The organism is Kaistia terrae, assembly GCF_026344005.1.
GTDB lineage: Bacteria > Pseudomonadota > Alphaproteobacteria > Rhizobiales > Kaistiaceae > Kaistia > Kaistia terrae.
This window is the reverse complement of record NZ_JAPKNH010000020.1, coordinates 1-19,578: the sequence shown is the minus strand read 5'-3', so window position 1 is coordinate 19,578 and position 19,578 is coordinate 1. Positions and strand designations below refer to the sequence as shown.

The following is a 19,578-nucleotide window of genomic DNA, read 5'->3' as shown; positions in this document are numbered from 1 at the left end:
AGAAGCTCGCGAACTTCGAGCTCGACGAGCTCGAGGAGCTCCGGATCGTCAACCAGATCGCACTTGTTCAGGAACACGACGAGTGCGGGAACGCCAACCTGACGAGCAAGCAGGATGTGCTCGCGGGTCTGGGGCATCGGGCCGTCGGCAGCCGACACGACCAGGATCGCGCCGTCCATCTGGGCCGCGCCGGTGATCATGTTCTTCACATAATCGGCGTGGCCGGGGCAATCGACGTGAGCATAGTGACGGTTGGCCGTCTCGTACTCGACGTGAGCCGTCGAGATCGTGATGCCACGAGCGCGCTCTTCGGGAGCGGCGTCGATCTGGTCGTATGCCTTGAACGTAGCGCCACCGGTCTTTGCCAGCACCTTGGTGATGGCAGCGGTCAGCGAGGTCTTGCCGTGGTCAACATGGCCAATCGTGCCAATGTTGCAGTGCGGCTTAGTGCGTTGAAATTTCTCTTTACCCATCGGACTTCTCCGTCGTGTCTGTCAGCAGGTTCGGTTTCGCGTCGTAAAGGTCTAGGCGTACTTCGCCTGGACCTCCTGAGCGACGGCCTGCGGGACCTGCTCATAATGATCAAACTGCATCGTGTAGCTCGCGCGACCCTGGCTCATGGAACGCAGGTTGTTCACGTAAGAGAACATGTTCGCGAGCGGAACAAAGGCCGTGATGATGTTGGCGTTGCCGCGCATATCCTGGCCCTGGATCTGGCCACGGCGCGAATTCAGATCGCCGATAACCGAACCCAGATATTCTTCCGGCGAGACGACCTCGACCTTCATGATGGGCTCGAGAAGGGCCGGATTGGCCTTCAGGAGACCTTCGCGAAGAGCCGCACGGGACGCGATTTCGAACGCGATCGCCGAGGAGTCGACTTCGTGATAGGCGCCGTCGATCAGCGAGACCTTGACGTCGACAACCGGGAAGCCGGCGATCGGACCCGAGGTCATGACCGAATTGAGGCCCTTTTCAACGCCCGGCAGATATTCCTTCGGAACCGCGCCGCCGATGACCTTGTTCTCGAAGACATAGCCGCCGCCGATTTCATTCGGCTCGACAATGAACTTCACGCGGGCGAACTGGCCGGTACCACCGGTCTGCTTCTTGTGCGTGTAGTCGAGTTCGGTCTTCTTGCGGATGGTCTCGCGATAGGCAACCTGCGGAGCGCCAACATTGACGTTAATGTTGTAAGGCGCGCGACGAAGGATATCGATCTTGATGTCGAGGTGAAGCTCGCCCATGCCCTTGATGATCGTCTGGCCGGACTCGCTGTCCGTCGAGACGCGGAAGGACGGATCCTCGGAAGCCAGCTTCTGCAGGGCGGTGCCCAGCTTCTCCTGGTCGGCCTTCGAAGCCACTTCCACCGACATTTCGATGACCGGCTCGGGGAATTCCATCTTCTCCAGGATAACCGGAGCAGCGGGATCGCAGAGCGTGTCGCCGGTACGGCTTTCCTTCAGACCAACGAGTGCGATGATGTCGCCGGCGTAAGCCACGTCGATATCTTCACGCGAGTTGGCGTGCATCGCAACCATGCGGCCGATACGCTCTTTCTTCTCCTTGGTGGAGTTGAGGAGCGTGGTGCCCTTGTGCAGGACGCCGGAATAGATGCGAGCGAAGGTCAGGATGCCGAACGGGTCTTCAATGATCTTGAAGGCCAGCATGGCGAGCGGCTCATCGTCGGTCGAATGACGTTCGACTTCCAGCTCGGTCTTGACATCGATGCCCTTGGTCGGCGGCACATCGACCGGCGACGGGAGGTAATCGACAACCGCGTCGAGAAGCGTCTGAACGCCCTTGTTCTTGAAGGACGAACCGCAAAGAACCGGGAACCAGGTCGAATGCAGCACAGCCTTGCGGATCAGCGACTTGAGGGTCGCTTCGTCCGGCTCGTTGCCTTCGAGGTAGGCTTCCATCACGGCGTCGTCGAGCTCGACAGCAGCTTCCAGGAGGTCAGCGCGAGCTCCCTTGGCCTTCTCGAGCAGATCCGCGGGGATCTCGACTTCATCGTACATCGCGCCGAGGCTTTCGTCATTCCAGACGGCGGCCTTCATGGTCACGAGGTTGATGATGCCCTTGAACTCGTTCTCGGCACCGATCGGCAGCTGGATCGGAACAGGGCGAGCGCCGAGGCGCTGCTTGATGTCCGCGATGCACATGTCGAAATTGGCGCCGGTCTTGTCCATCTTGTTACAGAAGACAATGCGCGGGACGTGATACTTGTCGCCCTGACGCCAAACGGTCTCGGTCTGCGGCTCGACGCCCTGGTTCGAGTCAAGAACGCAAACAGCCCCATCGAGAACACGCAGCGAACGCTCGACTTCAATCGTGAAGTCAACGTGGCCGGGGGTGTCGATGATGTTCAGGCGCTTGCCGTTCCAGAACGTCGTCGTCGCGGCAGAGGTGATCGTGATGCCACGCTCCTGCTCCTGCTCCATGTAATCCATGGTGGCAGCGCCGTCGTGGACTTCGCCGATCTTATGGCTCTTGCCCGAATAGTACAGAATCCGCTCGGTCGTCGTCGTCTTGCCCGCGTCGATGTGGGCCATGATTCCGAAGTTGCGGTAGTCTTCGATCTTATGCGTGCGGGCCATAATGGTCTGCCTTTGTCCGATCGTTACCAGCGATAGTGCGAGAATGCGCGGTTGGCTTCAGCCATCCGGTGCGTGTCTTCGCGCTTCTTCACGGCATTGCCGCGGCTGTTCGAGGCATCAAGCAGCTCACCCGAAAGACGCTCGATCATCGTCTTCTCGTTACGGCCACGGGCCGCGGTGAGAAGCCAACGAATGGCGAGTGCCTGACGGCGATCCGTACGAACCTCGACGGGAACCTGGTAGGTTGCGCCACCAACACGACGCGAACGCACTTCGATGTGCGGTGCGACGTTTTCCAGAGCCTGGCGGAACACCACGACGGGCTCCTGCTTGGTACGGTTCTGGATGATGTCGAACGCACCGTAAACGATGCCTTCGGCAACCGACTTCTTGCCGTCATACATGACGGCATTCATGAACTTGGTCACGACGATATCACCGAACTTGGGGTCCGGGATGATCTCGCGCTTCTCTGCACTATGGCGACGGGACATTGATCCTGTTCCCTATTACTTCGGACGCTTCGCGCCGTACTTGGAACGACGCTGCTTACGGCCCTTGACACCTTGGGTATCGAGCACGCCGCGCAGGATGTGGTAGCGCACGCCCGGCAGATCCTTGACGCGGCCGCCACGGATCATGACGACAGAGTGCTCCTGCAGGTTGTGGCCTTCGCCCGGGATGTAGCCAATGACTTCAAAGCCATTGGTAAGGCGAACCTTCGCGACCTTACGAAGTGCCGAGTTCGGCTTCTTCGGAGTGGTCGTATAGACGCGAGTGCAAACGCCGCGCTTCTGCGGGTTCTCCTGCAGCGCCGGAACCTTGTTCCGCTTTGCCGGCGCTTGACGCGGCTTGCGGATGAGCTGGTTAATTGTCGGCATGCTTCGCCTTTCAGCTAGCCTACGGTTCTGTTTCTCTCCGCCTTTCGCATCTTCGCCACAGCCGACTGACCATGAACAAAGAGCGCCCGGACCGCATTACCGCGGAGGCGCTACGAAAAGCAGAGGATCACGGCGGTTGCCGCGATCGTGCGTGTCGTTCTAACTCTTTTTTCGATTCGGGCAACGCCTAAGTCCGAACACCGCAACGTTGCCGCCGCCGGAAAATCTGACTTACTGCCTGCCTGAAAGCTTGCGGAACCTACTTATTCGGGGTGTTACAGTCAACCCCTCACCGGGGTTCTTTTCAATCGGGCCGGCCACGCAACAAGCGCATGAGCCACGCCCGATTTCAGCAACATTCGCAACGATATTGCGCCGTTCCGGCATCATTGCGCCAGCGCCATCACTCGATCGGCGCCGGAAGCTCGGAAACGCCCCGACTCACTCCGGCGCGGCCGTCCGAGTCGAGAACGCGATTCCTTTCTGACCGGTTACGATCATGAGAATTTTAACGGTCTCGTCCCCGACGACTCGGCCGTTATGGCGGTGATTGACCATTTCCGCAAACGAATCTCCCGCTTTGAAGAATCGCTTCTCTCCGCCCTCGCTATCCACCTCGATGGTGCCGGCCAGGATGTAGGCATAGGCGGGGACGGGATGGGTGTGCCAGCCGGTCTCTCCGCCCGCCGGAATCTCGACGATCAGCGACTGCACTTCGGGATCGTCAACGTTCGGGTATCGGATCGGATCGCCGCTGGTCGTCGTCGTCGTTTGCAGGATCCGCTTCACCTTCACCGAAGGCTTGTAGCTCTCTTCGGCCGATGCGGTCGCGCAAGACAGCGCAATGCCTACGGATATCAGTGTCAGAAATTTCATGATTGCCCCTCCCCGAGACCGCCCGCTCTGGAGCGTCTCGGCCAGTCGCGACGGCGAGGATGCCGCGCGATCATTCCCCTGCGTCATTGCTAAAGAATTCCGCGCCAAAGGAAAAGGCCGCCCTGAGGGCGACCTTTCATCATGATGAACGTTTCGGAGGTAGAGCGTCACTGCGCCTTCAAGAAGTCGCCGACTTCGAGGACGATGAACTCGTTGTTGTCGGCCTTGCCCTGCGCACGCCCGACGGAGAACGGGAAATTGTTGTCGTCGGCGACGATGATGTGGTTCTCGTCGATCCGGTCGACATTCTCGATCGTCTCGAACGGGAAGGTGAATACGCCATCCTTGGTTCCGGCGCGGGCGACGGCATTCGGATCCTTGATGCCCATCAGGTCGATGAAGCCGATCTTGCGGACAACGCCATCCGCGTCCGTCTTGGACAGATCGATCAGATAGATGCGCTTGAACTTGGCAGGCGTCTCGGCCCAGCCCTCACGGGCATCGCCCTGCCCGCCATCGCGCTCGATCACGAGGGCGCGGTTGGCGTCGATCATGTTGAAGTCGCCGATCGCGTTGCCGAAGTCCTCGAGCGGATAGTAGCGGACCGTGTCGGCAAACGCCTTGGACGCGACATCGAAATCGAAGATCGGCAGCACGGACTTGCCGCCCTTCTCGAGGAACTTGCCGGCCTTGGCATCCCAGGGCGCGCCTTCGAGCATCGGGTGCAGCGTCTTGCCGTCCATGGAGAGGGCCATGCCCTCAAAGCCCTTGGAACGACGGACGTTGAATTCCGGCATTGGCTTGTCGGGACCGCCCGGCATGACAACGGCATAGTTGTCGGGGCTGCGGTAGGTCACGCCGTTGACGACCGTCTCCTTGAGGCTGAGTACGGTGCCGTCAGCGGCGACTTCGAACAGATAGGGGCCGAACTCGTCGCCGATCCAGAAATTGTCGCCAACCTTCTGGATGCTCTCCGGGTCAAAGTCCGCGCCGGTCAGATAGCGCGCGTCTGTGTTTTCGTTGACGACGCGGAACGGCACGACGCGGTTCGGATCCTTAGCGAAGATTGTCTTCACGATCTCGACACGGCCTGACGTCCAGTCTGGCTTGACGATGTGGAACATGATCATCGCGTCGGCGGAGTTCGCCTTGGCGCCGAAGCCGTTATCCGTCAGCACGACGTAGGTTCCGTCGCCAAGGGCGCGGATGCCGGAGAAACCCTGGACGGGCTGGCCGGCGAACGGGCGGGCAATGCCGGTCTTCTCGTCGAAGATCGAATAGAGCTGGTCGAAGCGGCGACCAAAATCAGCGCCAGTGCCGGTATAGCGGCCGGAGATGTTGAGCGCTGCCGGCGCGTCGGCCGGCGGAACCGCGAAGCTCTGGGCCGGCAGAACGGCGTGCTGGCTCAGCACCGCGTCGAACTGGCGGGGCTCGGCCGCCGAAGCGCCGGTCGCGATTGCGACGAGCGAAAGGCCGGCGAGGAAAGCGTGACGAAGCGACATGGGAGAATCTCCGTTCGGAAGGACGGAGATCTCCTAGGCGGCGTGTGTCTCAGCCGAGCGACACACCGATGTCGCATCGATGACACGCCACGGAACAGTCCGGGCCGTGCCCGCCGTCTAGTAAGCGACGCCGCTCGGCTTCAGCAGCGAACCGGCCGTGTCGGCATTGTCGGACAGCGTGTTGCCAAACGCCTTGATCTGCGAGTTGTAGGTATCGCGCGTATCCGGATCGATGATGGCGACTGGCGCGGTCACAATCAGTCCGGCCGCGGTGCCGACGGTCGCGGCAGCGCCCGTGGTCGCGGCCACGAGGCGGTCACCGAATGCCGTCTTCGAATCCGTCATCGTCTGGCCTTCGGCCAGGCGGGCGCCGATCAGTTGCACGACCTCGGGGCTGGCGGCGAACTTCGCGTGATTGAGCTTGTCGTCGGTATGCAGCTTGGTCAGGTCGATGACCGTGATCTTGTCCTGCTGCATCTCGGTCGCAAACGGCTCCTGCGCGACGTTGATCTGGCCCAGGCGCTCGACATTGCCCCAGACACGACGCGAAACCTTGAGGGCGCGGTCGTCCTGCGAGACGAACAGCGTGACGCTGGGGCCGTTGGCGCCGATGTCCGCCATCTGCCGGCGGAAAACATCGACATCGACATCCGGCGCCGCCAGCATGACGTTCTTGATCTTCGGCGCGACCCGCTTGTCGCGGATCGCCATCTGGCGCAGCGCTTCCAGCGTGACCCAGTTGCCCATCGAATGCGCGAGGATCGAGACCTCGTCGACATTCGGGTCGTCGGCAAGCGCCTTCAGGAGAAGTTCGAGTGCATCGCGGGAATAGTTGTTGCTCTCGCGGTCATAGCCATAAGCCAGCACGCTGCCGCGCGACGGCCAGGTGAAAAGGATCGGCACAACATCCGAGTCGGAATCATGCACGATCTGCGCGAAGCGGTAGACGGCATCCTCGAACTTGTTGTTGAAGCCGTGGATGAAGACCAGGGCCTGCCGCTTCGGCGTCGCCTTGATGCGCTTGTTGAACCAGGCCCTGGCCTGAGCGAGGTTCATGTCCTCGGCCTTGACGGTCACGAAATCGGTCGCCGGGTTGCCGGGAAGCTTCTTCGGCCACTGGACGTCGCCCTTCTTCCGTACGGAGTCCGGCGGGATCGAGACGACGATGTTGGCGAAATCGATGGCGCGGGCCCGCTCGCCGGTGAACATCTGGCCGGGAACGGTGGAACGCTGGCGGGTGGTGGCAACCGCCATGTCGACGGTCGTGCTGCCGGGGATCGGCGCCGAGACCGCAACAGGAAGCAGCACGTCCTTCGGCCGGCCGCCGCAGCCCGCGAGAAGGCCGACGAGCACGAGGCTCGTAACGCCCGTCCGGATCCAAACCATCACGTTACGCAAGTCGAACTTCCCCCGAAACCACGAGCGACCCGGCCATTCCCCAGCCAGAGCTCCGAGACCGCACTACCCTAGCCTATCCCTGTGACAAGTTGCATACCGACTGACGTACGGGAACACAAAGTCCGGAACCGCGGCTTCTGGGCCACGAAAAAGGCCGCCCGAGGGCGGCCTTTTCCAATCTTGCAGGACCGAGCGGACTACTCGGCCGCGTTGGTCAGATCACCGAGCAGGCCGGCAGGCGCTGCCGCCGGTGCCGAGGCTGCCGAGGAGCGGCGACGCTCCTCGAGGATCAGCTCGTCGCGCTTGGTGGCGATCTCGCGGATACGACCCATCGTTCCGCCGGTACCCGCCGGGATGAGGCGGCCGACGATGATGTTCTCCTTGAGACCCTCGAGCGGATCGACCTTGCCGTTGACGGCCGCCTCGGTGAGGACGCGGGTCGTCTCCTGGAAGGACGCTGCCGAGAAGAACGAACGCGTCTGCAGGCTGGCCTTGGTGATGCCGAGCAGAACCGGATTGCCCAGGGCGAGCTTCTTGCCCTCGGCCTTGGCCTTCTCGTTCACCACGTCGAACTCCAGGCGATCGATCTGCTCGCCGTTGAAGAACTCCGTCTCGCCGGCATCATAGACCTCGACCTTCTGCAGCATCTGGCGAACGATCACCTCGATGTGCTTGTCGTTGATCTGCACGCCCTGCAGGCGATAAACGTCCTGGATTTCGTTGACGAGGTAAGCCGCGAGTGCCTCCACGCCCTTGATTGCCAGGATGTCATGCGGCGCAGGGTTGCCGTCCATGATGTAGTCGCCCTTCTCCACGGCATCGCCTTCCTGGAGATGGAACGGCTTGCCCTTCGGGATCAGGTACTCGATCGGCTCCAGCAGCTCGCCATCGATACCGATCGATCCCTCGACCGGCTCCACGATGACGCGACGCTTGTTCTTGTAGTCGCGACCGAAACGGATCGTGCCGTCCATCTCTGCGATGATGGCGTGATCCTTCGGACGACGAGCCTCGAACAGCTCCGCCACGCGCGGCAGACCGCCCGTGATGTCGCGCGTCTTGGCGCCTTCCGTCGGAATACGAGCCAGCACGTCGCCGGCGTGAACCGTCGAACCGGGATCAACCGACAGAATGGTCTCGACCGACAGCATGTACCGGGCTTCACCGCCACGGGCCAGCTTGAGGATCTTGCCGTCCTTGCCCTTGATCACGATCGCAGGCTTCAGATCGCCGCCGCGCGGGTTAGCACGCCAGTCGATGACGACGCGCTTGGTGATGCCCGTCGCTTCGTCGGCCGTTTCCACGACCGAGATGCCTTCGACCATGTCTTCGTAGCCGACGATACCCGAGACTTCCGTCAGAACCGGACGGGTGTAGGGGTCCCATTCGGCCAGGCGCTGGCCGCGCTTGACCTGATCGCCTTCGTCCACGTGGACGCGCGAACCGTAGGTGACGCGGTTGACCGCGCGCTCGGTTCCGTCCTTGTCGACGATGACGATCGCCATGTTGCGGCCGAGGGCCACGAGCTTGCCACCGGAGTCACGAACCACGTTGCGGTTACGCATCGCGATGGTGCCTTCGAAGCTCGACTCGATGAAGGACGAGTCAACCACCTGTGCCGTGCCACCGATGTGGAACGTACGCATGGTGAGCTGCGTGCCCGGCTCGCCGATGGACTGGGCCGCGATAACGCCGACGGCCTCGCCCATGTTGACGGTCGTGCCACGGGCCAGATCGCGACCGTAGCAGGCCGCGCAGACGCCGATCTTGGTGTCGCAGGTCAGAACCGAGCGGATCTTCGCCGACTGAACGCCAGCCTTCTCGACGCGCTCGCAATCCTTCTCGACGATCAGATGACCGGCCGGAACCAGCACTTCGCCCGTTGCGGTCGAAACGATGTCCTCGGCAGCCGTACGGCCGAGAATACGCAGACCGAGCGAAGCGACGACCTGGCCGCTGTCGATCACGGCCTGCATCTTCAGGCCATTGGTCGTGCCGCAATCCTGCGCGATGATGATGCAGTCCTGCGCCACGTCGACGAGACGACGCGTGAGATAGCCGGAGTTTGCCGTCTTCAAGGCGGTGTCGGCCAGACCCTTACGGGCACCGTGGGTCGAGTTGAAGTACTCGAGAACGGTCAGGCCTTCCTTGAAGTTCGAGATGATCGGGTTCTCGATGATCTCGCCCGACGGCTTGGTCATCAGACCGCGCATACCGGCAAGCTGCTTCATCTGGGTCGGCGAACCACGGGCACCCGAATGGCTCATCATGTAGATGGAGTTCATCGGCAGCTGACGGCCGGTTTCCGCGTCGTGATGAACGGCGGAAATGCCCTTCATCATCTCGGCGGCGACGGCGTCACCACACTTGGCCCAGGCGTCGACGACCTTGTTGTACTTCTCACCAAAGGTGATCAGGCCGTCATTGTACTGCTGCTCGTAATCCTTCGCGAGCGCCTGCGTGTCCTCGACCAGCTTGGCCTTGGTCGGCGGGATGACCATGTCGTCCTTGCCGAACGAGATGCCAGCACGGCAGGCTTCACGGAAGCCGAGCGCCATCATGCGGTCGCAGAAAATGACCGTCTCCTTCTGACCGCAATGGCGGTAGACGGCGTCGATCGTATTCGAGACTTCCTTCTTGGTCATCAGCTTGTTGACGACGTCGAAGGGCAGGTTGTGGTGCTTCGGCAGCAGTTCGCCGATCAGCAGGCGACCCGGAGTCGTGTCGTAGATCTTCGACGTGACGTTGCCGTCCGCGTCGATGCCACGGTAGCGACCCTTGATCTTGGTGTGCAGCGTGACAGCCTTGGCAGCCAGCGCGTGCTCGATCTCGGCGATCGAACCGAACAGCATGCCCTCGCCCGGCTCCTTGTCTGCCATGATCGACAGATAATAGAGACCCAGGACGATATCCTGCGACGGCACGATGATCGGCTGGCCGTTCGCGGGATGCAGGATGTTGTTGGTCGACATCATCAGCACGCGGGCTTCCAGCTGCGCTTCGAGCGACAGCGGAACGTGCACGGCCATCTGATCGCCGTCAAAGTCGGCGTTGAAGGCCGAGCAGACGAGCGGATGCAGCTGGATCGCCTTGCCTTCGATCAGCACCGGCTCGAAAGCCTGGATGCCGAGGCGGTGAAGCGTCGGAGCGCGGTTGAGCAGGATCGGATGCTCGCGGATAACCTCGTCCAGGATATCCCAGACTTCCGGCTTTTCCTTCTCGACGAGCTTCTTGGCCTGCTTGACGGTGGACGAGAAGCCCTTGGCGTCGAGGCGCGAATAGATGAACGGCTTGAACAGCTCAAGCGCCATCTTCTTCGGCAGGCCGCACTGGTGCAGCTTCATTTCCGGACCCACGACGATCACGGAACGACCGGAGTAGTCGACGCGCTTGCCGAGCAGGTTCTGACGGAAACGACCCTGCTTGCCCTTCAGCATGTCGGAGAGCGACTTCAGCGGACGCTTGTTGGCGCCGGTGATGACGCGGCCACGACGGCCGTTGTCGAACAGGGCATCGACCGCTTCCTGAAGCATGCGCTTCTCGTTGCGGATGATGATGTCCGGAGCACGCAGTTCGATCAGCCGCTTCAGACGATTGTTGCGGTTGATGACGCGGCGATACAGATCGTTCAGATCGGAGGTCGCGAAACGGCCGCCGTCGAGCGGCACGAGCGGGCGCAGATCCGGCGGAATGACCGGAACGACCGTCATGATCATCCATTCCGGACGATTGCCGGACTCGATGAACGCTTCGACCAGCTTCAGGCGCTTGCCGAGCTTCTTGGGCTTCAGCTCCGAGGTCGACGTGGCGATTTCTTCGCGCAGGTCGACAGCGAGCTTCGGCAGGTCGAGCGCCATCATCATCTCGCGGATGGCTTCCGCGCCGATGAGAGCTGTGAACGAGTCATCGCCATACTCGTCCTGAGCGCGCAGGTACTCTTCCTCGGAAAGAAGCTGACGCTCCTTCAGAGGGGTGAGACCCGGCTCGATGACGACGTAGTTCTCGAAATACAGGATGCGCTCAAGATCTTTGAGCGTCATGTCCATCAGCATGCCGATACGCGACGGCAGCGACTTCAGGAACCAGATGTGGGCGACGGGCGCTGCCAGCTCGATGTGACCCATGCGGTCACGACGAACGCGTGCGAGCGTGACTTCCACGCCGCACTTCTCGCAGATGATGCCCTTGTACTTCATGCGCTTGTACTTACCGCACAAGCACTCGTAATCCTTGATCGGTCCGAAAATGCGCGCGCAGAACAGGCCGTCGCGTTCGGGCTTGAACGTACGGTAGTTGATCGTTTCCGGCTTCTTGATCTCGCCATACGACCAGGACAGAATTTTCTCAGGGCTCGCAATGTGAATGCGGATCTGATCGAAATTCTGTGCCGGCTGTGCCAGCGGATTGAAGATGTTCGCGACTTCTTGATTCATCGCCGATCTCCTTCGATGCCGATGGCCGGTTGAGGACTAACCCTCAATCCGGACCACCGCATATAAACTGAATGGGCCTTGCGGAAACCGAGACGGATTATTCCGCCGCGTCCGGTAGCCTTGCGTTCGCTTCGGCGTCCAAGGCTTTCTTGGACTGATTCAGCTCGACGTCGAGCCCGAGCGACCGCATTTCCTTGACCAGGACGTTGAACGATTCCGGGATACCGGCCTCGAACGTGTCATCGCCGCGGACAATCGCCTCGTAGACCTTGGTACGGCCGGCCACGTCATCGGACTTCACGGTCAGCATTTCCTGTAGCGTGTAGGCGGCGCCATAGGCCTCGAGAGCCCACACCTCCATCTCGCCGAAGCGCTGGCCACCGAACTGCGCCTTACCACCCAGCGGCTGCTGCGTGACGAGCGAGTACGGTCCGATCGAACGGGCATGGATCTTGTCATCGACCAGGTGGTGCAGCTTGAGCATGTAGATGTAGCCCACTGTCACCTTGCGGTCGAAAGTCTCGCCCGTACGTCCGTCGTAAAGCACCGACTGACCGGAAGAGTGCAGACCCGCCTCCTCCAGCATCTCGACGATGTCCGGCTCGCGCGCACCGTCGAAGACCGGCGTCGCAATCGAGACGCCCTTCTTCAGGTGTTCGCTCATCCGGATGACCGAGTCGTCGTCCAGCTCCGAGATCGGCTCGTCCTTCGGACCGTTATAGATGCCGTCGAGGGTGAGGCGGAGCGGCTTGACGTCGCCCGACTTCTTATAATCCTCAAGCATCTTGCCGATCTTCAGGCCCATGCCCGCGCAAGCCCAGCCCAGATGCGTCTCCAGGATCTGGCCGACGTTCATGCGGCTCGGCACGCCGAGAGGATTGAGCACGATGTCGACATGCGTGCCGTCCTCGAGGAACGGCATGTCCTGGATCGGGGTGATCCGCGACACGACGCCCTTGTTGCCGTGACGGCCGGCCATCTTGTCGCCCGGCTGGATCTTGCGCTTCACCGCGACGAAGACCTTGACCATCTTCATCACGCCCGGAGGCAGCTCGTCGCCGCGCTGCAGCTTCTCGACCTTGTCGATGAAGCGCTTCTCCAGCCGCTTGCGGCTTTCGTCGTAAGAACCGCGCAGAGCCTCGATTTCGCCCATCATCTTTTCGTCGGCGACGGCAAACTGCCACCACTGCGAACGCGGATGCTCCTCGATGATATCGCGCGTCAGCACGGTATCCTTCTTGAAGTTCTTCGGGCCGCTCGAAGCGGTCTTGCCTTCGAACATGTCGAGAAGGCGGCCATAGACGTTGCGGTCCAGGATAGCCTGCTCGTCGTCACGATCCTTGGCGAGACGTTCGATCTCTTCGCGCTCGATTGCCATCGCACGCTCGTCCTTCTCCACACCATGACGGTTGAAGACGCGAACTTCCACGATGGTGCCGGTCACGCCCGGCGGCACGCGGAGCGAGGTATCGCGAACGTCGGAAGCCTTCTCGCCGAAGATGGCGCGCAGAAGCTTCTCTTCCGGCGTCATCGGGCTTTCACCCTTCGGTGTGATCTTGCCGACGAGGATGTCGCCAGCCTGAACGTCGGCGCCGATATAGACAATGCCGGCTTCGTCGAGGTTCCGCAGGGCTTCTTCCGAAACGTTCGGAATGTCGCGGGTGATTTCCTCAGGCCCGAGCTTGGTGTCACGCGCCATGACTTCAAACTCCTCGATGTGGATCGAGGTGAAGACGTCATCGGACACGATGCGCTCGGAGAGGAGGATCGAATCCTCGAAGTTGTAGCCATTCCACGGCATGAACGCGACGAGTACGTTCCGACCGAGCGCCAGATCGCCAAGATCCGTCGACGGGCCGTCCGCCAGGATGTCACCCTTGTCGACGCGATCGCCAACCCGCACGAGCGGACGCTGGTTGATGCAGGTCGACTGGTTCGAACGCTGGAACTTCATCAGGCGATAGATATCGACACCCGACTTCGAAGGATCAAGATCCGCCGTCGCACGAATAACGATACGCGTCGCGTCAACCTGGTCGACGATACCGGCGCGGCGCGATGCGATGGCAGCGCCGGAGTCCCGGGCCACAACCGATTCCATGCCGGTTCCGACGAACGGCGCCTCGGCACGAACGAGCGGCACCGCCTGGCGCTGCATGTTCGAACCCATGAGGGCGCGGTTGGCGTCGTCGTTCTCGAGGAACGGGATCAGGGCCGCGGCGACCGAAACGAGCTGCTTCGGCGACACGTCCATGAAATCGACGCGGTCGGACGTGACCATGACGTTTTCGCCGGAATGGCGGCAGACGATCAGATCCTGGGTCAGCTTGCCGGCCGGATCGAGCAGCACGTTCGCCTGGGCGACGTAGTACTTCGACTCTTCCATCGCCGACAGATAGATGATCTCCATCGTCGCGATGCCGTCCTTGACGCGCCGGTACGGGCTCTCGATGAAGCCGTACTTGTTGACGCGGGCGAAGGTGGCGAGCGAGTTGATCAGGCCGATATTCGGGCCTTCCGGGGTCTCGATCGGGCAGATACGGCCATAGTGGGTCGGATGCACGTCGCGGACTTCGAAGCCAGCGCGCTCACGGGTAAGACCACCCGGTCCAAGTGCCGAAAGACGACGCTTGTGGGTGATTTCCGAGAGCGGGTTGGTCTGATCCATGAACTGCGACAGCTGCGAGGAGCCGAAGAATTCACGGACGGCAGCGGCTGCCGGCTTCGCGTTGATCAGATCCTGCGGCATGACGTTGCCGATTTCGACCGACGACATGCGTTCCTTGATCGCGCGCTCCATGCGGAGCAGACCGACGCGATACTGGTTCTCCATGAGCTCGCCGACCGAACGCACGCGGCGATTGCCGAGATTGTCGATGTCGTCGATCTCGCCCTTGCCGTCACGCAGCTCGACGAGCGTGCGGATGACCGCGAGGATATCGTCCTTGCGCAGAACGCGAACCGTGTCCTCGGCCGTCAGGTCGAGGCGCATGTTCATTTTGACGCGGCCAACGGCCGAAAGGTCGTAGCGCTCGCTGTCGAAGAACAGCGACTGGAACATCGCGGTCGCGGAATCAACGGTCGGCGGCTCGCCCGGACGCATCACGCGGTAGATGTCGAACAGCGCGTCTTCACGCGACTCGTTCTTGTCCACGGCGAGCGTGTTGCGGATGTAGGCGCCGATATTGATGTGATCGATGTCGAGAACGGTGACTTCGTCGTAGCCAGCCTCTTCCAGCGTCTCGAGCAGCTTTTCGCTGATCTCGTCGCCGGCTTCGGCATACACTTCACCCGTCGACGGGTTGACGATGTCCTCGGCGATATAGGTGCCGTGCAGGTCCTCGTTGAGAACCTTCAGCGCCTTGACGCCCTTCTCGACCAGTCCACGCGCAGCGCGAGCGGTCAGCTTCTTGCCGGCCTCGACCACGACTTCGCCGGTGTCGGCGTCGATCATGTCCATGGCGGCCTTCATCCCGCGCATACGCGCCGGATCATAAGGCATGCGCCAGCCGTCGCCGACCTTGGAGTAGACGATCTTCGAATAGAAGGTGTCGAGGATCTCTTCGGCATCCATGCCGAGCGCGAACATCAGCGACGTCACCGGAATCTTGCGGCGACGGTCGATACGGGCGTGGACGATGTCCTTGGCGTCAAACTCGATGTCGAGCCAGGAACCGCGATACGGGATGATGCGGGCGGCAAACAGGAGCTTGCCCGACGAATGGGTCTTGCCCTTGTCATGGTCGAAGAAGACGCCCGGCGAACGGTGCATCTGCGAGACGATCACGCGCTCGGTGCCGTTGACGATGAACGTGCCGTTCAACGTCATGAGCGGCATTTCGCCCATGTAGACTTCCTGCTCCTTGATGTCCTTGACGGACTTCGCGCCGGTGTCCTCGTCGACATCGAACACGATCAGGCGGAGGGTAACCTTCAGCGGCGCCGAGAAGGTGATGCCGCGCTGGCGGCACTCGTCGACGTCATACTTCGGTGCGTCGAAGTCATAACGGACGAATTCGAGCAGGGCCGTATTCGAGAAGTCCGAAATCGGGAAGACGGATTTGAAGACGGCCTGCAAACCTTCGTCCGAACGCCCGCCCTTCGCTTCCTCGACCATAAGGAACTGGTCGTAGGATGCCTTTTGAACCTCGATGAGGTTCGGCATTTCGGCGACGTCGCCGATGGACCCGAAGACCTTGCGGATGCGTTTACGACCGGTGAATTCCAGGGCCATGTTCGCTCCTTCTATAAGTTCAAGAACAGCTATCCGGAAAGCCGTACAGCCGCGCTTGGGCGCGGCTCTCTGGATAGCGGTCCTTATGGACCATGAGGGAAACCGGCCCCGGAAACCCGGGGCCGGCCTATTTCAATCGACTTACTTAACGTCGACCTTGGCGCCTGCGCCCTCGAGCTGAGCCTTGAGCTTAGCAGCCTCGTCCTTCGAGACGGCTTCCTTCACGGCCTTCGGAGCTGCTTCGACCAGGTCCTTGGCTTCCTTGAGGCCAAGAGCCGTGATCGCGCGGACTTCCTTGATCACGTTGATCTTGTTCGGGCCGGCCTCAACGAGGATGACGTCGAACTCGGTCTTCTCTTCAGCAGCAGCAGCCGGAGCGGCAGCAGCGGCAGCAGCAGCGACCGGAGCAGCAGCCGAAACGCCCCACTTCTCTTCGAGAAGCTTGGAGAGCTCAGCAGCCTCAAGCACGGTCAGGGCGGACAGATCGTCCACAATCTTTGCAAGATCAGCCATTTTTTCTTCCTGTCAGTTCGAACTTCGTTTGAAATGAGAGAACGGCCTACGCCGCTTCATCCTTCTTGGCATAGGCGCCGAACACGCGGGCAAGCTGCGCCGCGGGTGCGCTGACGACCGTCGCGATCTTGGTGGCCGGTGCCTGGATCAGGCCGACCAACTTACCGCGCAGTTCATCCAGCGACGGCAGCGTGGCAAGAGCCTTGACGCCGTTCGGATCCAGATTGGTCTTGCCCATCGCGCCGCCGAGAATGACGAGCTTGTCATTCGTCTTGGCGAAATCGGCCACGACCTTGGGAGCTGCCACCGGGTCGCTCGAATAAGCAACCAGCGTCGGGCCTGTGAACAGGTCCGCGATGTGGGCAGATTCCGTGCCTTGAAGGGCGAGCTTGACGAGGCGGTTCTTAGCGACCTTTACGCTGACCCCTGCCACACGAGCCTTGCCACGAAGGGCGGTGAGCTCGGCGACGGTGAGGCCGGCATAGTGTGCCACGACGACGACGTTGGTCTCCTGGAAGACCTCGTTCATCGTCGAGACAAGTTCGCGTTTTTCCGCTCTTTCCACTTGCCTCTCTCCAGATAGGCGGGTGACCTTTCGGTCGTTACCGCCGGTTACGTATGCCGCGACCAGATATCCGATCGCAGCGCTGCGTGCCTGTCCCCCAGCCGCTCTTGCGAGCTTCGGGTCAAAGAGGTTCGAACTGATAAGCGGCTTGCGCCGAAAATCTATCTTCCCCCCGTCTATGCAGGATATTAAGCCGGCAAGCCGGCCCCTGCAGTCTCGGACAGGTATTGACCGGACGGAGGGAGAACCCTCCGCCGGCCGTCTTGCCGCCCGGTTACCCGGACGGAGATTTCTACGCCTTAGGCGCCGGTCGTGGTCGCCGGGTCGACATGGACGCCGGGGCCCATGGTCGAGGAAACGGCAACCTTCTGAAGGTACGTGCCCTTCGCGCCGGTCGGGCGGGCCTTCTGGACGGCGTCCACGAAAGCCTTGATGTTCTGGACCAGCTTCTCGGTGTCGAAGCTCGCCTTGCCGATGCCGGCATGGATGATACCAGCCTTCTCGACGCGGAACTCGACCGAGCCGCCCTTGGCGCCAGCGACAGCCGTCGCGACGTCCATTGTGACGGAGCCGACCTTGGGGTTCGGCATCAGGCCGCGCGGGCCGAGCACCTTACCGAGACGGCCGACGAGCGGCATCATGTCCGGGGTCGCGATGCAGCGATCGAAGTCGATCGTGCCACCCTGAACGATCTCGAGCAGGTCCTCGGCGCCAACGATGTCGGCACCCGCTGCGCGGGCTTCATCAGCCTTGGCGCCGCGTGCGAAAACCGCGACGCGAACCGTACGGCCGGAGCCGTTCGGGAGGTTGCAGACGCCGCGGACCATCTGGTCTGCATGGCGGGGGTCGACGCCGAGGTTGAGAGCAACCTCGATGGTCTCGTCGAACTTCGCGTTGGCGCGATCCTTGATCAGCGAAACTGCGACGCTGATCGGATAGAGCTTGTTGCGATCGATGCCCTCGCGGGCGTTGATAACGCGCTTACCGTGCTTAGCCATGATCAGGCAACCACCTCAAGGCCCATAGACCGGGCGGAACCTTCGATCATCCGAGCAGCCGCTTCGATATCTTCGGCGTTCAGATCCTTGAGCTTCTTCGTCGCGATCTCGACGCACTGGGCGTGCGTGACCGAGCCGGCGGAAGCGCCCTTGCCCGGCGTCGTAGCGCCCTTGGCAAGGCCTGCGGCCTTCTTCAGAAGGAAGCTGACCGGCGGCGTCTTCATCACGAAGGTGAAGGACTTGTCCTGGTAGTAGGTGATGACCACCGGTACCGGGGAACCCTTTTCCATTTCCTGGGTCTGCGCGTTGAACGACTTGCAGAATTCCATGATGTTGATGCCGCGCTGACCGAGCGCCGGGCCAATCGGCGGCGACGGGGTAGCGGAGGCGGCCTTGACCTGAAGCTTCAGGTAGCCTGCAACTTTCTTTGCCATTTTTGTTCCTTTCCATGTCGGCAACCCGCCGACGAGGCAGACCGACATCACATCGGTCAGGCGCCAGCCTCAGCTGGCAGGAATGGCGTGGTTCGGATGGCGACACTTGGCGAGCGCCGCACCCTCCCACGCCCAAACGATCAGAGCTTTTCGACCTGACCGTATTCGAGCTCCACCGGAGTGGCGCGCCCGAAAATCGACACGGCAACCTTGAGCCGTGCACGAACCTCGTCGACTTCCTCGACAAGACCGTTGAACGAAGCGAACGGACCGTCCGAAACGCGAACCTGCTCGCCGACTTCGAAACTGACCGACGGCTTGGGCCGCTCCACGCCTTCCTGCACCTGATGGATGATGCGGTTGGCTTCGGCTTCCGAGATCGGCATCGGCCGATTGTCGGAACCGAGGAAGCCCGTAACCTTCGGCGTGTTCTTGATCAGATGATAGGCGTCATCGGTCAGCGCCATCTTCACGAGTACGTAACCCGGGAAAAACTTGCGCTCGGCATCGACCTTGCGGCCGCGCCGGACCTCGACGACCTTCTCGGTCGGCACCAGGATCTCATCGAAAAGATCGGCAAGGCCACGCTGGCCCGCCTGTTCACGGATCGACTCCGCGACCTTCTTTTCGAAGTTCGAATAGGCGTGGACGATATACCAGCGTTTATCCAATGGTCTGTCCCCTGCCTATCGGCCAATGCCGAGCAGGAACGAAACGCCCCAGCTCAGGCCGAAATCGGCGACTGTGAAGAACAGGCTGGCCAGGACGGCCATGATGAAGACCATGACTGTCGTGATCGCGGTTTCGCGACGAGACGGCCAGACGACCTTCGATACCTCCGTGCGAACCTGCTGGAGGAACGTAAATGGATTAGTTTTGGTGGCCATTACCCGCTCACGGCTTGCGGGCGCGCAAACTTTTGTCTGCGCACCCCGCTGGGAAGCGTTACATAGAACCGATCAATCGATTCCTCAAGTGTTAAATTTGGCAGGGGCAGTAGGATTCGAACCTACGACCTACGGTTTTGGAGACCGTCGCTCTACCAGCTGAGCTATACCCCTACCGGAGAGAAGGCCTGAAAATCAGCCCTTCCCAAAACGTTCCGGCGACGCCCTGCTTCTTAGCAGAGTCGCGTCAGCCTTGC

The 19,578-nt window shown here is 61.3% G+C and carries 15 protein-coding genes and 1 tRNA gene; all 16 read right to left on the bottom strand.

The annotated features are described in order from the left end of the window. Positions 1 to 473: GTP-binding protein (locus OSH12_RS25765; RefSeq protein WP_266346508.1), on the bottom strand; the 473-nt coding region annotated here is incomplete at its 3' end. Positions 474 to 524: 51 nt separating this feature from the next. After that, positions 525 to 2,600, bottom strand: coding sequence for an elongation factor G (fusA, locus tag OSH12_RS25760; RefSeq protein ID WP_266346507.1), 2,076 nt, complete (start codon positions 2,598 to 2,600; stop codon positions 525 to 527). 23 nt (positions 2,601 to 2,623) lie between these two features. Beyond that, positions 2,624 to 3,094: a 30S ribosomal protein S7 gene (rpsG, locus tag OSH12_RS25755; protein WP_266346506.1), complete on the bottom strand. Its 471-nt coding sequence runs from the start codon at positions 3,092 to 3,094 to the stop codon at positions 2,624 to 2,626. 15 nt (positions 3,095 to 3,109) lie between these two features. Beyond that, a complete protein-coding gene (gene rpsL / locus OSH12_RS25750; RefSeq protein ID WP_018184664.1) occupies positions 3,110 to 3,481 on the bottom strand; it encodes a 30S ribosomal protein S12 in 372 nt (123 codons plus the stop codon). Between the two features lie 441 nt (positions 3,482 to 3,922). Continuing rightward, the gene (locus OSH12_RS25745) at positions 3,923 to 4,357 is read right to left on the bottom strand and encodes a cupin domain-containing protein (protein ID WP_266346505.1); all 435 of its coding nucleotides are present in this window, start codon (positions 4,355 to 4,357) and stop codon (positions 3,923 to 3,925) included. A gap of 167 nt (positions 4,358 to 4,524) precedes the next feature. After that, the gene (locus tag OSH12_RS25740) at positions 4,525 to 5,859 is read right to left on the bottom strand and encodes an esterase-like activity of phytase family protein (RefSeq protein ID WP_266346504.1); all 1,335 of its coding nucleotides are present in this window, start codon (positions 5,857 to 5,859) and stop codon (positions 4,525 to 4,527) included. Between the two features lie 117 nt (positions 5,860 to 5,976). Next, positions 5,977 to 7,245 (bottom strand): alpha/beta hydrolase, encoded by a 1,269-nt coding sequence (locus tag OSH12_RS25735; RefSeq protein ID WP_266346509.1) that lies wholly within the window; start codon positions 7,243 to 7,245, stop codon positions 5,977 to 5,979. 209 nt (positions 7,246 to 7,454) lie between these two features. Then, positions 7,455 to 11,690 carry a DNA-directed RNA polymerase subunit beta' gene (gene rpoC / locus OSH12_RS25730; RefSeq protein ID WP_266346503.1) on the bottom strand — a complete coding sequence of 1,412 codons (4,236 nt, stop codon included), beginning with the start codon at positions 11,688 to 11,690 and terminating at the stop codon, positions 7,455 to 7,457. 97 nt (positions 11,691 to 11,787) lie between these two features. Further along, positions 11,788 to 15,924 (bottom strand): DNA-directed RNA polymerase subunit beta, encoded by a 4,137-nt coding sequence (gene rpoB, locus OSH12_RS25725; RefSeq protein WP_266346502.1) that lies wholly within the window; start codon positions 15,922 to 15,924, stop codon positions 11,788 to 11,790. 141 nt (positions 15,925 to 16,065) lie between these two features. Then, positions 16,066 to 16,437 carry a 50S ribosomal protein L7/L12 gene (gene rplL, locus OSH12_RS25720; protein ID WP_266346501.1) on the bottom strand — a complete coding sequence of 124 codons (372 nt, stop codon included), beginning with the start codon at positions 16,435 to 16,437 and terminating at the stop codon, positions 16,066 to 16,068. A gap of 46 nt (positions 16,438 to 16,483) precedes the next feature. Continuing rightward, a complete protein-coding gene (gene rplJ / locus OSH12_RS25715; RefSeq protein WP_380225538.1) occupies positions 16,484 to 16,966 on the bottom strand; it encodes a 50S ribosomal protein L10 in 483 nt (160 codons plus the stop codon). A 335-nt stretch (positions 16,967 to 17,301) separates the two neighbouring features. Next, positions 17,302 to 18,000, bottom strand: a complete 699-nt coding sequence (gene rplA / locus OSH12_RS25710) for a 50S ribosomal protein L1 (protein ID WP_266346499.1) — start codon at positions 17,998 to 18,000, stop codon at positions 17,302 to 17,304. Positions 18,001 to 18,002: 2 nt separating this feature from the next. Further along, positions 18,003 to 18,434 (bottom strand): 50S ribosomal protein L11, encoded by a 432-nt coding sequence (gene rplK / locus OSH12_RS25705; protein ID WP_266346498.1) that lies wholly within the window; start codon positions 18,432 to 18,434, stop codon positions 18,003 to 18,005. A gap of 140 nt (positions 18,435 to 18,574) precedes the next feature. Continuing rightward, positions 18,575 to 19,105, bottom strand: a complete 531-nt coding sequence (nusG, locus tag OSH12_RS25700; RefSeq protein ID WP_018184655.1) for a transcription termination/antitermination protein NusG — start codon at positions 19,103 to 19,105, stop codon at positions 18,575 to 18,577. Between the two features lie 15 nt (positions 19,106 to 19,120). Beyond that, on the bottom strand, positions 19,121 to 19,321 hold the full coding sequence (secE, locus tag OSH12_RS25695) for a preprotein translocase subunit SecE (protein ID WP_266346497.1): 201 nt from the start codon (positions 19,319 to 19,321) through the stop codon (positions 19,121 to 19,123). 98 nt (positions 19,322 to 19,419) lie between these two features. Continuing rightward, positions 19,420 to 19,495 (bottom strand) — tRNA-Trp (locus tag OSH12_RS25690). Positions 19,496 to 19,578 lie beyond the last annotated feature (83 nt).

Bases quoted from the DNA above. Each gene is read 5' to 3' on its own strand.
- rpoB (WP_266346502.1), bottom strand. From the start codon at position 15,924: ATGGCCCTGGAATTCACCGGTCGTAAACGCATCCGCAAGGTCTTCGGG.
- rplA (WP_266346499.1), bottom strand. From the start codon at position 18,000: ATGGCTAAGCACGGTAAGCGCGTTATCAACGCCCGCGAGGGCATCGAT.
- secE (WP_266346497.1), bottom strand. From the start codon at position 19,321: ATGGCCACCAAAACTAATCCATTTACGTTCCTCCAGCAGGTTCGCACG.
- rplJ (WP_380225538.1), bottom strand. From the start codon at position 16,966: ATGAACGAGGTCTTCCAGGAGACCAACGTCGTCGTCGTGGCACACTAT.
- OSH12_RS25740 (WP_266346504.1), bottom strand. From the start codon at position 5,859: ATGTCGCTTCGTCACGCTTTCCTCGCCGGCCTTTCGCTCGTCGCAATC.
- rpsL (WP_018184664.1), bottom strand. From the start codon at position 3,481: ATGCCGACAATTAACCAGCTCATCCGCAAGCCGCGTCAAGCGCCGGCA.
- rpsG (WP_266346506.1), bottom strand. From the start codon at position 3,094: ATGTCCCGTCGCCATAGTGCAGAGAAGCGCGAGATCATCCCGGACCCC.
- OSH12_RS25745 (WP_266346505.1), bottom strand. From the start codon at position 4,357: ATGAAATTTCTGACACTGATATCCGTAGGCATTGCGCTGTCTTGCGCG.
- rpoC (WP_266346503.1), bottom strand. From the start codon at position 11,690: ATGAATCAAGAAGTCGCGAACATCTTCAATCCGCTGGCACAGCCGGCA.
- rplL (WP_266346501.1), bottom strand. From the start codon at position 16,437: ATGGCTGATCTTGCAAAGATTGTGGACGATCTGTCCGCCCTGACCGTG.
- OSH12_RS25735 (WP_266346509.1), bottom strand. From the start codon at position 7,245: ATGGTTTGGATCCGGACGGGCGTTACGAGCCTCGTGCTCGTCGGCCTT.
- fusA (WP_266346507.1), bottom strand. From the start codon at position 2,600: ATGGCCCGCACGCATAAGATCGAAGACTACCGCAACTTCGGAATCATG.
- rplK (WP_266346498.1), bottom strand. From the start codon at position 18,434: ATGGCAAAGAAAGTTGCAGGCTACCTGAAGCTTCAGGTCAAGGCCGCC.